The sequence below is a fragment of the Flavobacterium sp. HBTb2-11-1 genome, assembly GCF_009826975.1.
Taxonomy (GTDB): domain Bacteria; phylum Bacteroidota; class Bacteroidia; order Flavobacteriales; family Flavobacteriaceae; genus Flavobacterium.
The window spans coordinates 546,711-564,824 of the sequence record NZ_WUMO01000002.1 but is presented as its reverse complement, the minus strand read 5'-3'; the positions used below and the strand labels follow the sequence as shown (position 1 = coordinate 564,824).

Below are 18,114 nucleotides of genomic sequence, written 5' to 3'. Positions count from 1 at the left end.
TTTTATGACAGCTATTCAATAAAAAACTAAAAAGAAGTAAACTAATATATTTCGATATATCCATAATAGTTGCTTTTAAATGATTCTCTAGAGATTCTTTGATGATTATAAATTAACACTTGATTAGGCATAGCCGATTTATTGGTTTCATCCAATTGACTTATAGGACTATCCCCACCTGCTGGTGTGAGCGTCCCGCTCGTGCCGATTTAGTTGTAAAATTGATTTACATTGCATTCACGAGCGGGACGCTCGCGCCAGCGGAGGAGCAAACATAGTAGTGATGGTCTCTACTTTTTTTTCATCCATTGCAAAACTTAATAGATCTAAAGCTTGCAAGACATAATCTAGTTTTTCTGCATTTTTTAATAGTGCATTAAAAACTTCAACCTGCATAATATAATCAAGCTGGTTTATTCAATATTTTGATTTTTACCAATTGATTTTTTTGCTTACATAGAAAAAACTTCCATCCTTTTTCATAGCTCTAAAATGAATGGAATCACTAATCTTATTAAGCTCTTGAATGATTAGTTTGTTTTCTTCTCTAAACTTATCATAAGCTACCAATTTTATCGTGTCAGTAGGTTTTAAATTATCTAGTGATTTATTTATGTGGTATTTTTTCAATACTTGTTGAGCATCTTTTTTGGAAATTAAATGATTTCTTTCTTTTACAATGATATCTATTGATGCACTATTGACTGGTTTATCAAAATCTAATTGGCGTATTGACTTTGTCTTGTTATGTTTATTATAAACTTCATAATCGAAATAATCTTTTTCAAGAGTTTTATTATTAACTTGATAAATCCATGCAATATATTCAATTGAAGAATTAATTTCTATTTTAAATTCTATCGGAAAACTAATCCGAATACTATCTTTTATTTGTCTACGATCCATAAAATTATCTTCAAATGTTACCATTTCCTTAGAAGTAGTTTGTTTAATCTCAATTGGCTTTTTAGATTCACATGAAAAAAATAATAGAGAAATTATAATAATGATATAGGTATGTTTCATATTTGAATTAGTTTATAAAAATGGTCTCTATATATGCTATCTTTTCATCTATTTCCACGTTTTTTTTTGTATAATAAAAAACAGTATAAATTAAACTAGTTTGATAATCATAATTATTAATTGATTTTCTAAAATTTTCTAGATTATTTTCTAAATCTTTTAGTGTCTTATATTTTCCTTTCAATAAATTATTTAACATATCTTGGTTTATTTTAATATGTTGATAATCACCATATGTATCTCTGCTAAACCATTTTGCTACTGCTAGATCAGATATGCCTCTAAGACCATTGTCTTTAGCTTGTTCAACAGCGTCTACAACCATTCCATCCCAAACTTTTTCAATAGGTTTGCTTATGCTTGGATAAACAATAGCATTTAAAAAGTCTAAAGGAGCAAACATGGTAGTGATGGTCTCTACTTTTTTTTCATCCATTGCAAAACTTAATAGATCTAAAGCTTGCAAGACATAATCTAGTTTTTCTACATTTTTTAAAACAGCATTACGAACCCCAACTTGTTTAAAATAATCCAATTGGCTTATTCCTTTTGTTGTTATAAGTTTTCCTTCTTTTCTATAACCAAAATTGACTGCTTGGGTAATTTCATAAAGTTGGCCGCTGTTATCAAATACAGGTTTGGTATAAAGCCTTTTACTAAATTCTATTTTGCCTAAATTGTTAACTAGATATCCTTTTTTAAGCTTATTAACCGCTATAGAATACCTCAATTTATCGCTGTATTTGACCATTTTTTCGCGAACATCTGCAATTGCATTATTTTGAATGTCATCCAGAATAGTATCCATTATTTTTTCTAATTCTTTAGATTGTTCTACAGTAGCTACGATTCCTGCAGAGAAAACAATAAGCTCTCCGTCTGCAGTTCTAATTTCTGGAAAACCATAACCTTCATAAGCTGGCTTTATAAACAAAGTAGTTTTTGAAGGATATACATTAAGTATATTTGTATTTGAAGTCCATGGTTTACCATTATATTCCCAGGTCCAATAAAAGTCTAGACAGCCATTCTTAAAGCGTCCAAGGTCAGCCACTAAATCATCATACCATTTTGGATTGAGAAATAATTTAACTGTCATTTTATGAGTTCCGTTTACTTCTCTTACAACGGCATTTCGATACACTTTTTTGCCATCAAATGTATCATCATCTGATAAAAACCAATTTAGTATATCTCCAAAATCTTCATCCCAAAGCTTAAATGTTATATTTGTTCCAATTGGTATATCATTACTTACAGTTAATTGGTAATATACTATTTCTCCGAGATTTGACCTAGACTTAGTGGCATCCTTTTCCAAATTTCTCATTCCTTCATAATCTGAAGTCCAGCAACCTGAAAAAGCAATTTCAGGTTCTTCTCTAACTGGCCTTGGCTCTGGATCTCCATAAGTATATTCGGGGGCATAATAATTGATACGCCCGTTGGAGTTTATTTCTATTTCGTTGGCAAATTCTTTTGTAGTTCCTCCAACTATGTAAGTTGCATTACCGCCAACACGTCTTGTTTTGGTCATTTCTTGATTTTTTTATATTCTTCTGGTTTAGTTTTGTCTCGTATCTTCGGAGCTATTATTTTTTATAGTTTTATCGGAATGAAATTCATGTCCAGTTTCACTTTGATGAATGTTTTTTCCAGCAACTGTATAAATTTTATCCTTCCTGATATCTGAGTTTAAATTACCTTCAATATTTTCATCATGATTACCGCCAACATAAAACATACTATTGCCAGTAACATTTGTATGTAACATTCCGCCAACTATTGTAGATTTATCTATTGTAGCAGTTTCAGAAATATTCATTCCCGCAGTAGTTGTAATACTCTCAGAAGCATTTATAATTAAGTTTTTACAATTAAGCGTCAATGTCTCTGGTACAGTCAAAGTGGTGCTTTTGGTTTCCTCATTCATATGCAGTTCATTCCCACTTGGGTCAGAGAGTATGATGCTAACTTTTTCGATAAACTTGAAAAGCTGCCCAAAAGGGAGTTTCCAGCCTTTAATTCGGTTTTTTGTATCAAAGAAATCGGGCATTTCTTTTCCGTTATAAAAGGTGCCAGAAATATACGGGCGTTCTGCATTGTTGGCTTCAAAACTTACTTGAACTTCTTCGCCAATTTCGGGTCTAAAATATAGCCCTTTTCCAGAGCCAGAGTAAGGCTGTACAACACGCATCCAATCGCTTTTAGTTGCTCAGCCATTCCAGAAGAAATCCACTTTTATGCGTCCCATTTTTTCGGGATCATTATTGTCAATTACTATTGCAGACTGGCTTTCAGCAGGAGCAAATGCAGTTACGTCTGTGTAGTGCGGCGCTGCCACATCGGCGGGAATGGCTTTAAATTTACAGGTGTAATTTCCGTTTACCTCAGAGCAGTGAATAATTTCAACTGCCAGTAGATGATGCTCTACGTTTTTATTTTCAATAGAGAAAGTCTGTCCCAAACCTATTGGCAGATAGGAGGTGCCACTATAAAATATGCTGTTGGCATCGCGTCCTTCGGTCTGCATTTTTACCATTTCATCAATTTCATCTTTATTTTGAGCATTGCTGGTATATGCGCCGTTTTCGAGTCCGGGTCTTACAATATAAGGCTGTTTAAAAACGGCTAATGTGGCAAATCGGTCTTGACTTCCTACGGAGGTTTTTTCTGCACCATTTTTTATATTAGAAGCGCTATTGTAGTCATAACTGCTGAACGAAGTTTTATGTGAAACCAAATTGGCTTCGATGCTAAAATTATGCAGTGAAGATTCGTTTATAAGTTTTATTTCGGTGTTTTTAATTTGGCCAAACTGCATACGCATTCCGTCAAAATAAAACCATTGGGCATAACGTGCAGAAAGACGTTTAAGGAAATCAAAGCTTGTTTCGTTGTACTGAGTCTTAAAACTAAATTCTTTTGTATAGGTAGGCACAATTGCTTCTCTCTGATAGAATTCTCCTGAATTTTCTTCTGCAAAAATTTCGAGTACAATCTGTTGTAAGTTTTTCTCGCGAAAGATTCTGGATTTTGGCATATCATCAAGAGCAATTGTATGGCTTGTTCCTGTTACGTGCAGTCCAGCTGGGCTTCCGTGCAGATCGATAGAACCTAATTTTGTAATTCTGCCTTTAGACATTAAGCGTATTCCGTTTACTTTAAAGGTGAAAATTACCTCGCTGCCAATGTAATTGCTAAAAGCTTTCTCCTGATCTTGTGGGGCAATAATAGGTTTTCCTGTGTATTGCCAAAAGAAAGAAAAATGGTGATGGTCTGCCATTTTTTGAGAAAGCTCAAGATTGTAATAGATAACATTTTGGGTAAAGCCTTCTATAGTGATATGTACTTGTTCTGTGAATTTTGACATTTTTTAGAAATTTAAATAAGGTATTGATTGGTTAAATTGAAATCTATTTTTTAAGAATTTGACATCGTCAAAAGCCGATTGTTTGGCAGTAAGTTCTATTGATTAGGAGCATTGGAATTTGCTCATGCTGTTACATTTTTCTTCGTTGATTTGTAGTTTGCTAGAAAACTCATTCTCTTTGTTTTAAGGTTAATTTGATGCAATAATTTTGCGATCCTTTATTTTGATATAGAAGGGAATAGTGGGATTTCTAAAATGTAGTTGGATTTACTGCTGGTATATGCGCAGTATTTTTAGTGCGGTATTATGGTAAATATAGATAGGGAGAAATAATAACGATGATCTCTAAAAGACAAAAAAATAATAGAATAGGGCATTTATTTGTTTTGTTTATTTTGCAACAACTTTCGTTTGAAACCGAGTGCCCTAGCCCCGATAGAAGTGGAAATCCTTTTGTACTGGGGTTCAGCACAAAAGATTGCAACGGATAGCGGGAAATAGCTCCTAATCAATATCAATGTGACATTTTAGCTCACTTTAATTGTGGCAGAATACAATCTTAAATCAAGAAAAGAAGAATCATTTAGGCACTTATTTGGTTTCAAATTATAATGTGAAACAAAGTAAGGGACTGATTTGTAGTTTTATTTATGAGGTGAATTTAATTTTATGCGAAACAATTTTATAAGACGATCGAGAAAATAAGTTTTCAATGAATAATCTAACTTTTAAATTTATGAGAAATGCTTTTCTAATAATTGGAGTTTGTTTGAGTGCAGTTTTGTTCTCGTGCAAAAAAGATAAAGAAACAGATCAATCTACCGAAGCTGAAAAGTCAAATCTTGCCGACTCTACATTAATTGCAGATCGCGGCTGGCCTCGCGAAGCTGAAAATAACGGTACAAAATTGGTTTATTATCAGCCTCAGATAGATGACTGGAAAGATTTTAAAGAAATTATTGCCCGAGTGGCTTTTTCGCTGACTCCAAAAGACGGAAAACAGGTTTTGGGTGTAGCTTCTTTAAAAGCTGAGACATTGGTCGACAAAGACAATCGAAGCGCTTTTATTAAAAATATTCAGGTAACCGATATACGTTTTCCTGCGCTGGACAAAAAGAAAGTGCCAGAAATGGAAAAACTGTTTAAAGAAACATTGCCTAAAAGCGGAGACCCTATTTCGGTAGATCGTATTTTGGCAGATTTGAGTCATACCAAAAGTCCGTCTAAAGGAATCGCGGCTAAAAATGACCCTCCAACCATTTTTTACAGTACGAATCCTGCCATTTTGCTTATCGTGCAGGGTGAACCGGTTTTGGTGCCTGTAGAAAAAACGGATATTCAATATGTGGTAAATACCAATTGGGATTTGTTTTTTGATAAAACCACAAAAGATTATTATGTATTGGTGGAGAATATCTGGCTAACTTCGAAAAATCTCGCAGGTAAATGGACTAAAACAACCAAACTGCCTTCAGGTTTAAGCCATCTGCCTTCGGGACAGAATTTTGATGATGTTAAGAAAATGATTCCGCCTCCGTCTTCTGGAGGAGCTCCAGAGGTTTTCTACAGCAATAAACCTGCTGAATTGATTGCCATAAACGGAAGTCCGAAGTTTGTTAAAATTCCAGGGACAAAATTGCTATATATTGATAATACCGAGAATGATATTTTTGCTGACGAAAATAAAGGTCAGTACTATGTATTATTGTCTGGAAGATGGTTTAAGTCTAAAGAACTAACAGGACCGTGGAGTTATGCCAGTAATAGTCTTCCGGCCGATTTTGCTAAAATTCCGAAAGATTCTCCGCGTGCCAATGTATTGTCATCTGTGCCTGGAACACAAGAAGCAAATGATGCTGTTATGTTATCGCAAGTTCCGACAACCGCTATTTTAAAGAAATCGGATGCTGAGTCAAAAGTAAAAGTATCGTATGATGGCGGAACGCCTCAGTTTAAACCTATCGATGGAACTAAAATGCAATATGCAAGCAATACGCAAGAGAAGATTATAAAAGTGGGCGATTTATATTACTTGTGTTTTCAAGCGGTTTGGTTTATGTCGACAAGTCCGAACGGACCTTGGAAAACATGCGATTCTGTTCCGAAAGAAATTTATACGATTCCGCCAAGTTCGCCCGTGTACAATGTTACGTATGTGACGCAAACGACAACCGATACAACGGTAGAAAGCAGTGCAACAGCGGGGTATTTGGGGGCATTTATTATTGGTGCAACATTTGGCGCTATCTTGACTTATGGAACAGGATGGTATTATCCGCCTTATGTATATTACGGCGGACTGTATCCAATTTATCGTCCGTGGCCTTATGCTTACGGAGGAGGAGCAGTTTACAATCCGTGGACGGGAGGATATGCGGCAGGAAGACGCGTTTACGGACCTTATGGCGCGGCTGGAACTTCGGCTTGGTATAATCCTGCTACTGGCAGATACGGTCGTTCTGCCAGTGTGCAAGGCTGGTATGGCGGAAGAACAGCGGCAAGCACTTATAATCCGTGGACTGGAAATTATGCGAGAACCAATCAAGGGCATAATGCGTATGCGCAATGGGGACATTCTGCTGCTACAAACGGAAATCAATGGATACAGACAGGACATATTACAACCCGACGCGGAACTGCGATTGGCTATGAAACTTCTAGCGGAAATAAAGGCGTAATTACGCATAGAAGAGGTGGAGGAACTACAATTCACACTAATAATAATGTTTATGCTGGTCACGATGGTCATGTCTATAAAAGGGATGCCAACGGAAATTGGAGCCATTATAATAACGGAAACGGTGGCTGGACACAAGCAGGAACTTTGGGTTCGTCTAAAAAAACGGGTGAAGGCATTCAGAATAGAGCTAACCAAGGACTTGGTGCAAATGGAGCAGGAGAGAGAATTCAGCGCGATAACCAAGGTCTTGGTGCAAATGGAGCGGGAGAACGTATGCAACGCGATAATCAAGACCTAGGAGGCGAAACACGAATGGGTGACGGAATGCGAGATGATTTCCCTAAAGCAGATCAAACTTTGGGGCAACCAAATAAACCGCTTGGTGAAGCAGGCCGTCCAGATATTACAAACGATTTGGACCGTTCGGCTATTTCTAGAGACCGCGGCGAAATGCAAACCAGAAACTTCCAAAATTTCCAAAGAAGTGGCGGATTTAATGGAGGTGGCTTCGGCGGCGGCGGTTTTAGAGGAGGCGGCGGCTTTAGAGGAAGAAGATAAAAAATCGAAAGTCAAAATTTGAAAGTCAAAAGTTGAAGTTAAAAAAAAGTTAGTTATAATTCAGAAAAATCAGGATGGTGGTAAAATACTAATCCTGATTTTTTTTTAAATTCTAATTTTTGAAATTACTTCATCTGTTGGCTATCGCTTGGGTCCAAATTCCAAGACAAGGAATTGGAATTTGGAATTTTATTTTTTTTGAATTTTCTTTATATTTAACATTCAAAAAATCAGATAAATGAATTCTAATAAACTTTTACTTGGCCTTTTGTTTGCGGTGCAAATACTATTAGGGCAGACAAAATCGGATTCTATTTTAAAACAACTGAGTAAACAGCATCAGTTTGCTAAAATGGATAGTCTTAACAGCAAAGAAAAGGGTAAAGATTATTATTTCTATAAAGGATTATATTCCAATGTGTGTAACAAGCCAAAGTTATCAAATCAGTATTTAGATAGTTTAAAAAACAATGAACTTATAAATACGTACGAATTTGCCAAATTGAAAGATGATAACTACATCAAACTTTTTAGCTACAATTCGGCTTATATGGCTTCTAAAGTTTTAACGATGAAATTTCAGCAGCGTTTTACCAAAGAAGAACTTCAGGATGAAATAAACACGCAGCAAATTTGGAAGATGCTTAGAGGTACTAGGCCACAATCTATAGATAAGTTTACTAAAATTACGGTTGCTGCCATAAAAGACAAAGCGGGTTTAATTACGACAGAAGTGAAAGCAAAAGACACATTGGCTTATTTTGTTTTTGATACTGGAGCGGGAATTAGCTGTATTACAGAAAGCATAGCGAAAAAAATGGGAGTAAAAATTTTGCCAGACCAGAATATTTCGGTGGAGAGTTTTACAGGGCAGAAAAATAAAGTCCGTATTGGTGTTGCGTCGGAGATTAATTTAGGAGAACTGAAAATTCATAACGCGGTTTTTTTAGTATATCCCGATAAGGCTTTTACTTTTGCAGATGTAGCGTATGTAATTAACGGAATTATTGGTTTTCCCATAATAAAAGAATTAGGAACAATTACCATAGAAAAAGATAAACTGACATTTTCTAAAGAATTGGAATCAGTAACAAACGAAAAGAACTTGTTTGTAGACGAACTCAGAGCAATTGTAATGTTGAAGTATAAAAGCAAAACACTGCCTTTTAATTTTGACAGCGGCGCAAAAGTAAGTTTGTTTAATAAAGCATTTTATGATACATTCAAAACCGATCTTGATTCTATAGGCACTTTAGAAACGACAAAATCTTCTAGTGCAGGTGCAGAAGTTGTTTCGACTGAAGTTTTGGTTTTAAAAGATCAGCCAATATCACTCGGAAATAAAACAATTCAGCTTCCAAAAATGGAAATTGCTCCAAAGGATTATGGCGTTTATGGCGAAGTAAACTATGGGAATATCGGTCAGGATGTTCTCGGCCAATTTGAAAAGGTCGTGATTAGTTTTGATGGCAATTATTTGAAATTAGAGAATTAGAATTAGCCACAAAACAATTCATATAAATCAGGATAGTAATAACATACTATGCCTGATTTTTTATTTTTATTTTAACCTTAAAGAGCGCTCAGATTTACATAATGTCCATAAAGCTTCGGTTAATAAAGGTTATCAAATCCTTTTTAATCCTTTTAATCAGTGGCAAAAAGAAATAAAGGCAAAGCTTTGTGTTCTTTGCGCTTTTACAAAGTCCTATAATTAAAAATCCTTGCTCCCGATAGCCATCGGGATTGCGGTAAAAATCCCTCTCATTTCACATCTCACAATTCACAACTTACAGCCTGTCCATTTCACCCTGAAGTTTGTCCATTTCACCTATTTTCTGATTTTGTAAGAAGGGTTATCGAAATACTTTTGACAAAGAAATTAACAGAAAAACAAATAATCTAAATCACAAGTTATGGAAACGAAAAAACAAAAAACATGGGTTATAATCGCAATTATAGTTTTAGGAATCATTGCTTTTTTGGTTCCGAATCAGCTTGCAGCACAAGGAGTAAAACGCATCGATTTGCAAAAACATGATCTAAGCACTCCAGGAAAAGAAATGGTTCAAGCAAGAATCGATTTTGAAGCGCATTCAGCTTTCGGAAAACATTCTCACCCCGGCGAAGAAGTCATTTACGTTGTTGAAGGTTCACTAGAATATCAAATTGAAGGTGAAAAACCAGTGACACTAAAAGCAGGAGAAGTGCTTTTTATTCCGGCAGGAGTAGTTCATTCTGCTAAAAATAATACAAATGCCAAAGCATCGGAACTGGCAACTTATATCGTAGAAAAAGGAAAACCTATTTTAACTATGAAGAAATAGTTTCAAGTTTCAGGTTGTTGCCACGAAGGTGCAAAGTCGCGAAGATTTATTATATCACAAAGTCCGCAAAGGATTTATCTTAAAAGCATTCTTAAAAAAAACTTAGTGTCTTAGTGCCTTCGTGGCAAAAGAAACGCCTGTCCACTTCAACCCCAACTTTGTCCACTTCACCTTTTTTTACCTTTTAAAACAAGCATTGTCAAAATACCTTTGACGAAGAAATTAACTGATAATCAACTAATCAAAAAATAAAAATTATGAAAACACTATCCAATATTCTAATCGCTATTCTTTTTATGAATGCAGCTTTTACTCAAGCACAAACTTCAAATCAAAAAACAATTGAAGTAAACAGTTCTTTAGGAACCTTGAAACAAATCAACGCCGGATTATTAAACGTGGGTTATACCGAAGCAGGTCCGTCAAACGGAACGTCAGTAATCTTGCTTCACGGCTGGCCGTACGATATTCATAGTTATAACGAAGTGGTTCCGATTTTGGTCGCAAAAGGATACCACGTTTTCACGCCATATTTGCGTGGATTCGGGACAACAACCTTCCTTTCGAAAGACACTTTTAGAAATGGTCAGCAGGCAGCTTTAGCAAGTGATATTATCGCTTTTATGGATGCGTTAAAAATCGATAAAGCTGTAATAGGCGGTTTCGATTGGGGAGCAAGAACAGCAGTTGTAATGTCAGCACTTTGGCCAGAACGTGTAAAAGGTTTGGTTTCGGTAAGCGGTTATTTGGTGGTGAATTTAGAAGCAAACTTAAAACCGCTTCCTCCAACAGCCGAATTAGGATGGTGGTACCAATATTATTTCGCAACCGAAAGAGGAAAACAAGGTTACACACAAAATACTTACGATTTCAACAAACTAATCTGGAAAATCGCTTCTCCGTTATGGAACTTCGACAAAGCAACTTATGATCAAACGGCTCAATCTTTTGATAATCCAGATCACGTAGCGATTGTGATCCATAATTACAGATGGAGACAATCTCTAGAAGCAGGAGAATCTAAATACGATGCTTTAGAAAAACGTTTAGCAGCAAAACCAGAGATCAAAGTTCCAACCATTACAATTGGAAGTGATTTTGATGGCGCTTTCGCGGATGGAAAAGCGTACGCAAACAAATTCAAAGGAAAATACGAGCACAGAATTTTAAAAGGAATTGGACACAACGTTCCGCAAGAAGATCCAAAGGCGTTTGCACAAGCGATAATTGATGTATCTAAATAAATTCCAATTTTTTGAAATTCCAAATTCCAAATCAAAAAGCAATATCAATAAACATTTCACTTTTTACAAATAACATTTTACACAAGAAAATCATGGAAACAAAAATTTTATACACAGGAAAAACACACACAACAGGGGGTAGAGAAGGAGCTTCTCAAAGTTCAGATGAACAATTGAATATCAAATTAAGCACACCAGGATCTTCACGTCCGGGAACAAATCCAGAACAGTTATTTGCGGCAGGATGGTCGGCTTGTTTTATTGGAGCACTTGGAATTGCTGCTTCTAAACTGGGAGTTAGACTTCCAGCTGAAACTTCGGTAGACGCTGAGGTTGATTTATGTGTAACCGAAGGTGAATATTCTCTTCAGGCAAGATTAAATATCAGCCTTCCGGGAATTGATGTTCAAACTGCAGAAGCTTTGGCAGCTCAAGCGCATCAGACTTGTCCGTATTCTAAAGCAACTAGAGGAAATATAAACGTTGAGATTAATATTCTTTAAAAAGAATTTTAAATTATGAATTATGAGTTATGAGTTGACGCGAAAACTCTACTCTTAACAAACCTGACGGGTTTTAAAAACCTGTCAGGTTTAATTAAATAGAAATTATGAAAAGGATAAAAATAATATTGATTTTTTCGCTGTTTCTTCTGATTGGAAATAGCATATTCAGCCAAAACAATTCAAAAGGTTTTGCACTTTTAGAATTATATACTTCAGAAGGCTGTTCAAGCTGTCCGCCAGCGGATGAATTGCTGGGGAAAATTCAAAATGAATACAAGGATAAGAATGTTTATGTATTGGCGTATCATGTTGATTATTGGGATAAACAGGGTTGGAAAGATATTTTCAGTAATGCTGATTTCACCAAAAGACAATACGATTACGCTCAATTTCTAGGAAAAGAACCAATCTACACGCCTCAAGTAATCATTAACGGAAAAACAGATTATATAGGTTCTCAGGAAACAAGTCTTAGAAACGGAATAAAATTGGCGCTTTCAAAACCCGCTGCGGTTGATTTGTCTTTAGAAACCAAACAGCAAAATGATAAATTGTCGCTGAATTACAGTATTAATGGTACTTTTAAAAACAGTCATTTGCTTATTGCAGTAGTTCAGAAATCGGCTAAAAGCAATGTAAAGCGAGGAGAAAATGCACATCGCGTTTTATCACATTACCAAATTGTACAGCGTTTGCAAACTATCGATTTGAAAGTAGCAAAAGGAAACTTGACAATCACTTTGCCTAAGAATTTTAATATGCAAGATTTTGAAATTATTGGGTTTGTCCAAGATATAAAATCGGGTTCTATTCTTGGGGTGAAACGTGCTTAGGGTCACCTTAGTTGTCATTTCGACGAAGGAGAAATCTCCGTAAGAAGCTCTACAAAGATTGGCGACATTCTGTATGGAGTTACTTGTGGAGATTTCTCCTTCGTCGAAATGACAAACTAAATGTGTAACGTTGGTTTTCTAAAAAAAAACTCCTAAATCTGCAAAATCTGCGAGAGTAAAAATCTAATTTAATTTTTCAAAATAAACCTATCTTTGACAGAGTAAGATCAAAAAAACAAACTTCAATTATGGAAAAACAAAAACGTTTTCAGGTTTCGCTCAAAGTCATTTGGGGAAGCTCGATTGCCTTGGCAGTTATGGCTTCGATACCCAAATTATTTGATGCCGATTCTACACCTGGAGATCTTATTATAAATTCTTCGATTACGCTGTTGTTTTCCCTTTTTATATGGTATTACAACATCTACAGCTTGCCAAAATTTTCTGCTAACCATGCCAATAAAAGTCTGTTTAACTGGAAACTTTTGCTGAGTGTTATTCTAGGGATTGTGCTGATGGTGATTTTGGTAATTGCGCATCAAGAATTGTTTCAGGTTTCAAAAATGGATGCGCCTATCATGTTTGAGCTTCGAGGAGTTTTAATCAACTTGATTGTGTATATGTTCTTGCATCTGCTTTTTCAGAACTACCAAACACAGCAAATGGGAGTCGAACTAGAACGTACCAAAGCAGTAAATCTAGGAGCTCAATACGAATTATTGAAACAGCAGGTCAATCCGCATTTTTTGTTTAATAGTTTGAATACGCTGAAATCTATGGTTGATATTCAAGACCCGCAGAGTTCTGATTTTATTTTGAAACTATCTGATTTTTATCGTTTTACACTCGAAAGCCGAAAAATGGATTTGATTCCGCTAAGCGAAGAACTACAAATTTTAGATTCGTATGTTTATCTGCTGAAAGCGCGTTTTGAAGACGGATTTGTTTTAGAAAATGAAATTAATCCAAAACAATATGATTCGGCGATTCCGCCTTTTACATTGCAATTGCTAATTGAAAACTGCATCAAACACAATGTCGTTTCATTAGATAAACCGCTCAAAATAAAGCTTTATACAGAAAATGAGTTTTTAGTGGTCGAAAATAAGATTCAGCTCAAAAGAGGCACTGTGTCTACAGGTGTTGGTTTAGATAATATCAACCAACGTTTTATGCACCTGATTCATAAAGAAATTGAAATTGACAAAGACGAAACTACCTTTAAAGTAAAAATACCACTTGATTATGACTATCATAATAATTGAAGATGAAGTAAAAACAGCCAAAGCTCTTGGCCAGCTAATTCTGAGCATCAGACCCGATGTTCAGATTTTGTCGTATATACAAAGCATTGACGGGGCGGTGGATTATCTTTCAGAAAACGATCAGCCCGATTTGATTTTTATGGATATTCAGCTGGCAGACGGTCAGTGTTTTGAGATTTTTAAGAATGTTGAGGTTTTATCGCCTGTTATTTTCTGTACCGCTTTTGATGATTATGCAATCGACGCTTTTAAGTCAAACGGAATTGATTATGTTTTAAAGCCTTTTTCAAGAGAAAGCATTTCGCAAGCTTTGAAGAAAGCGGGAGAACTGAAAAACTTCTTTCAGAGAAATAAAAAAGCAATGCCCGATTTTGATTATTTGCTAACGCGAAATGGCGAAAACAAAGGAAAAAGCAGTTTTTTGGTTTTCAAAAACAACAAATATCAAACGGTTTTAACGGAAAATATTGCGTTCTTTTTCATCAAAAACGAAACTCCGACAATAATGACTTTAGATAAAAACGAATATCCGTTGACGCAGTCTTTAGACGAAATCTATAAGCTTTTATCGCCAATTCAGTTTTTTAGAATCAATAGACAATATTTGGTTAATTTTTCGGCAATTCGAGAAGCAGAACATTATTTTTCGCGTAAAATAATTGTGAAATTAAGTGTGCCAACAGAAGAAAAATTATTGGTTGGAAAAGAAAAAGCAACGGCATTTTTAAGCTGGCTGGAAAATCGATAAAACCAATTAATTCATCATTTTTTCAGATAAACTAATTGGTTTGATTTTACAATCCAGGAAACATAAAGCAGCTTATAAAGAACAAAGCTGAAAGTATAAAACAGAGAATTAAGATGATCTTTTTCATGATAATTAATTAAAGAAAGATTAAATAGAAAATAATAAAATGCCTAATGTTTAATTATTAGGCATTTTTATTTTAATGTAATTTGTATTAATTGATTTCTGAAGGAACGTAAGTTGCTGTATATAGTTTTCTATACATTGCATAAGTTACGCTTACCATTATAAAGGCTACAATGGCATCAGTCGCAGCACCAAAACCTAAAACGGCTATTTTTGAAAAGAGAGCAAAAATGATGTCGAAAAATACGCCTGCGAAAACCCATTCTTTCAATCGCAATAATTTGTTCGGAATTAAAAGTGTAATTACTCCGGCTACTTTAAAAACGCCAAGGATATAAATAAAATGTGCTGGATAACCCAATTGCTGTGTAATTCCCCAAACTAATGGATTATTTGTTAGTTCGAAGAAACCGCTTGCGCCAAACCATAAAGAAGTTAATACTGCGCCTGTCCAATAGATAATTTTTGTTGTTTTTGAGTTCATGATTTTGATATTTAAAGTTATTTAACGGTACAAATGTGCGTTGAAAGCCTTAAAATCGAAATCGAAAATATGTTGAAGCGGACAAACTTCGGGGTGAAATGGACGGGATGTTGGGTGGTGTTTTTTAACCGCAAAGAGCGCAAGGATCTTTTTTATATAAATGCTTAGAGATTTTAAGTTCGCAAAGCTTTGTGTGAAAATATTATGATTTTTAATCTCGCAAAGTAGCAGAGTCGCAAAGTTTTCTTTATTTCTCGCAGATTTGGCAGATTGAGCAGATTATATTTTTAAATATGAAAAAAATCTGTTAAATCTGCTAAATCTGCGAGAGACAAATTCCTTTAATCACAATAATCTGTGGCTTAAAAATAAAATCCTTTGCTACTCTGCGACTTTGCGAGATTATAAATACAATGCTTTGCGAACTTAAAAACATAATCTAAAGCAAAAAAACTTAGCTCCCGATTGCTATCGGGATTGCGGTAAAAAACTACAGCAAAGCAGATGTTTCAGCAATCAAAGCCTGCATTAACTCGCTTGCTTTATGATGTTTTAAATTACTTGTATTTTGTCCAGACCAAAAACTAACCATATCAGTTCTTCCTTGCGCGAGCGCGGCTACTTTTAAAGGTGCAATTAATTTGGTCTGAAGCGGGAAAGGCAATACTTCAGTTTCAAAAGGAACAGCGTCGGAAATGGTATTGCTGATCATTCTGCCCATTCTTCCTGTTAGTGATTTCGAAACTGTTGTTGGAGTGTTTGGGTTTGAAAAAAGCATTTCTTTGTGAATGGGAGCCGCGCCAGATTCATCGGTAACCATAAAAGCAGTTCCCAATTGCACAGCATCGGCACCTAAAGCCATAGCAGCTTTTATGCCTTTTGCATCAATAATTCCTCCTGCAGCAATAATTGGCGTTTTGGTTTTAGCTTTTAATTGCTGTACAAGGGTAAATAATCCTGTAAAAGAATCTTGTGCAGGTTTTAGGAAAGATGGCCTATGTCCGCCAGCTTCAAATCCTGCAGCAATAATAGCATCGACTTCGGCATTTTCTAGTGCAAGCGCTTCTTCTAAAGTGGTTGCAGCGCCAATAGTTTTTATTCCCAACTTTCGGCTTTCTAGAAGTATTTCTTTCGACGGAATTCCGAAAATGAAACTAAAAACGGCTGGTTTGAGTTCGAATAAAACTTCAACTTGTTTTTCAAATTTAGAAGGAATATCAGAAGATAAATCGGGAAGCGAAATCCCTAATTCATCAAAATAAGGTTTAAAAAGCAGTTTTATCTTTTCTAGTTTTTCTGAAGGATAATTTAAAAGGCTTTTATCGACATCATTAACCCATAAATTGATATTATAAGGTTTAGAAGTAGCGAGTTTGATTTCTTTTCCAGCTTCACGAATTTCTTCTGGCGTGAGCGTATAAGCACCGTAACTGCCCAATCCTCCCGCATTGCTTACAGAAGCCAAAAGAGCGGCAGTTGAAAAACCACCGCCCATTGGACCTTGTAAAATTGGATACTCAATGCCTAGTAACTGTGTTATTTTGGTTGAATTCCACATTGTATTTTAATTTACTTTAGTTGCTAATTTATTACTGATAACCCATTTGCCATCAACAACGATAAGGCTTAAGAAGTCATAATAATTATACTCGAATATCGGAACCTGAACTTTCGCGACAGCGGTATTATTGATAATTTCTAAAGATAGGATTTTCATTTTGAATTCTTCTCCCAATTCCTGTGGACTTTTACGGTTTTTTACACCTTCCAAATATTGATTTACGGTTTTAAAATGAGTTTCTCCATTAAGATCAAAACCAATAATCGCTTCTTGATGAAATACACTTTGAAGTAGAGGGACATCACCATTATAAATTCCGTTAAAATAATTCATAAGTACAGCCGTAATTAGAGCTGCATTTGTGCTAAAATTTTCCATGATTTTAACTTTTGAAGTTATCAAATGCTATGGCCAGCAACATGACCGCCATCTAAATTAATGATTTCTCCCGTTACAAAATTGCTTTCAGCCAAATAAAGAGCCAGTTGCGCCACATCATCGGTTTCTCCAATGCGGTTTAATAAATGCAGCCCAGCCAAACTATCAGCATTGTCTACGCCAGTTTTAGCCTGAAGCGGACTTCTAATTATTCCTGGGGCAATGGCATTTACGCGAATATTGTTTTTTCCGAATTCAGCAGCCAGCTGTCTGGTAAAAGCATGAATGCCGCCTTTGCTTGAAATTGGTGCTGTAGCAGGAAATCCATCAATAGCATGGTCAACCAAAACGGTTCCGATATTAATAATAGATCCTTCTCCTTGTTGCAGCATTTGTCTAACAGCTGCCTGACTTGTAAAATAAGTTCCTTTTAAATTAATGTTTAAAAAACGATCCAAGTCCTTTTCTTCTACATCTAAGAAAGATTGTGGCTGAAAAATTCCCGCATTATTGATTAAAACGTCAACGCTTCCAAAGCGTTCTAAGGCCGTTTCGACTAATTTTTTCCCGGTAGCAATAAGGCTTACATCGCCATGCACCATCGCTAATCGGTTCGTATGACCTAATTCTTGATATGTGTTTTCAAGGTTTTGTAAATTTGCGGAGTTGATCACCACATTATACCCTTTTTCTAAAAATAATTGTGCTGTTGCTTTACCAATGCCTGTAGAAGCACCGGTTATGATAATTGTTTTCATTTTTTCTAATTTTAAAGAGATTATTTCTTTTGTGCCGTAATGCCTTTTTCTCGCAATACTGAAACTTGTTCGCCTGCAAATCCCCAATCATCCAATTCTATTTCCTGAATTACGATGTGTGTAAGGCTAGGGTCTTTGTCCAAAACATCTGTTATTAATTGTGTAATTCCAGATATTAGCTTTTGCTTTTGTTCTCTTGTAACGCCTTCACGAGTTACTTCAATTTTTACATATGGCATGATTTCTA

Annotated in this window: 17 protein-coding genes; 8 read left to right on the top strand and 9 right to left on the bottom strand. The window is 35.4% G+C overall.

What is annotated here, in order from left to right:
• Positions 1–432 precede the first annotated feature (432 nt).
• From GR162_RS07395 to GR162_RS22240, 4 genes are read right to left on the bottom strand one after another with little or no spacing between them, the layout of a single operon-like run.
• Positions 433–1,026, bottom strand: a complete 594-nt coding sequence (locus GR162_RS07395; protein ID WP_160781582.1) for a hypothetical protein — start codon at positions 1,024–1,026, stop codon at positions 433–435.
• A 7-nt stretch (positions 1,027–1,033) separates the two neighbouring features.
• Complete coding sequence (locus tag GR162_RS07390; protein ID WP_160781581.1) at positions 1,034–2,563, bottom strand: hypothetical protein; 1,530 nt, start codon at positions 2,561–2,563, stop codon at positions 1,034–1,036.
• Positions 2,564–2,590: 27 nt separating this feature from the next.
• On the bottom strand, positions 2,591–3,223 hold the full coding sequence (locus GR162_RS22245; protein WP_237421316.1) for a phage baseplate assembly protein V: 633 nt from the start codon (positions 3,221–3,223) through the stop codon (positions 2,591–2,593).
• A gap of 18 nt (positions 3,224–3,241) precedes the next feature.
• On the bottom strand, positions 3,242–4,399 hold the full coding sequence (locus GR162_RS22240; protein ID WP_237421315.1) for a contractile injection system protein, VgrG/Pvc8 family: 1,158 nt from the start codon (positions 4,397–4,399) through the stop codon (positions 3,242–3,244).
• Positions 4,400–5,135: 736 nt separating this feature from the next.
• Here GR162_RS22240 and GR162_RS07380 point away from each other — a divergent pair.
• The 8 genes from GR162_RS07380 to GR162_RS07345 all read left to right on the top strand — a co-directional run bounded on the left by GR162_RS07380 (position 5,136) and on the right by GR162_RS07345 (position 14,560).
• Entirely contained in the window at positions 5,136–7,637 is a 2,502-nt protein-coding gene (locus GR162_RS07380) for a hypothetical protein (RefSeq protein ID WP_237421314.1), read from the top strand.
• Between the two features lie 238 nt (positions 7,638–7,875).
• Complete coding sequence (locus GR162_RS07375) at positions 7,876–9,132, top strand: retropepsin-like aspartic protease (protein ID WP_160781579.1); 1,257 nt, start codon at positions 7,876–7,878, stop codon at positions 9,130–9,132.
• Positions 9,133–9,553: 421 nt separating this feature from the next.
• Positions 9,554–9,964 carry a cupin domain-containing protein gene (locus GR162_RS07370; protein ID WP_160781578.1) on the top strand — a complete coding sequence of 137 codons (411 nt, stop codon included), beginning with the start codon at positions 9,554–9,556 and terminating at the stop codon, positions 9,962–9,964.
• Between the two features lie 257 nt (positions 9,965–10,221).
• Positions 10,222–11,208 (top strand): alpha/beta fold hydrolase, encoded by a 987-nt coding sequence (locus tag GR162_RS07365; protein WP_160781577.1) that lies wholly within the window; start codon positions 10,222–10,224, stop codon positions 11,206–11,208.
• A gap of 92 nt (positions 11,209–11,300) precedes the next feature.
• Positions 11,301–11,711, top strand: coding sequence for an organic hydroperoxide resistance protein (locus GR162_RS07360; RefSeq protein WP_160781576.1), 411 nt, complete (start codon positions 11,301–11,303; stop codon positions 11,709–11,711).
• Positions 11,712–11,818: 107 nt separating this feature from the next.
• A complete protein-coding gene (locus GR162_RS07355; RefSeq protein WP_202393915.1) occupies positions 11,819–12,547 on the top strand; it encodes a thioredoxin family protein in 729 nt (242 codons plus the stop codon).
• Positions 12,548–12,795: 248 nt separating this feature from the next.
• On the top strand, positions 12,796–13,812 hold the full coding sequence (locus GR162_RS07350; protein WP_160781575.1) for a sensor histidine kinase: 1,017 nt from the start codon (positions 12,796–12,798) through the stop codon (positions 13,810–13,812).
• On the top strand, positions 13,793–14,560 hold the full coding sequence (locus GR162_RS07345) for a LytTR family DNA-binding domain-containing protein (protein ID WP_160781574.1): 768 nt from the start codon (positions 13,793–13,795) through the stop codon (positions 14,558–14,560). Before GR162_RS07350 ends, GR162_RS07345 begins: the two co-directional genes overlap by 20 nt.
• A 214-nt stretch (positions 14,561–14,774) precedes the next feature.
• Here the strand turns inward: GR162_RS07345 and GR162_RS07340 are convergent, their stop codons facing one another.
• From GR162_RS07340 to GR162_RS07320, 5 genes are all read right to left on the bottom strand, one after another.
• A complete protein-coding gene (locus tag GR162_RS07340; RefSeq protein ID WP_160781573.1) occupies positions 14,775–15,170 on the bottom strand; it encodes a DoxX family protein in 396 nt (131 codons plus the stop codon).
• A 490-nt stretch (positions 15,171–15,660) separates the two neighbouring features.
• Positions 15,661–16,728, bottom strand: a complete 1,068-nt coding sequence (locus GR162_RS07335) for a nitronate monooxygenase family protein (RefSeq protein ID WP_160781572.1) — start codon at positions 16,726–16,728, stop codon at positions 15,661–15,663.
• Positions 16,729–16,734: 6 nt separating this feature from the next.
• Complete coding sequence (locus GR162_RS07330) at positions 16,735–17,109, bottom strand: nuclear transport factor 2 family protein (protein ID WP_008463450.1); 375 nt, start codon at positions 17,107–17,109, stop codon at positions 16,735–16,737.
• Positions 17,110–17,129: 20 nt separating this feature from the next.
• Positions 17,130–17,867, bottom strand: a complete 738-nt coding sequence (locus GR162_RS07325) for an SDR family NAD(P)-dependent oxidoreductase (protein ID WP_160781571.1) — start codon at positions 17,865–17,867, stop codon at positions 17,130–17,132.
• A 20-nt stretch (positions 17,868–17,887) separates the two neighbouring features.
• Complete coding sequence (locus tag GR162_RS07320; protein WP_008463454.1) at positions 17,888–18,106, bottom strand: 4-oxalocrotonate tautomerase family protein; 219 nt, start codon at positions 18,104–18,106, stop codon at positions 17,888–17,890.
• Positions 18,107–18,114 lie beyond the last annotated feature (8 nt).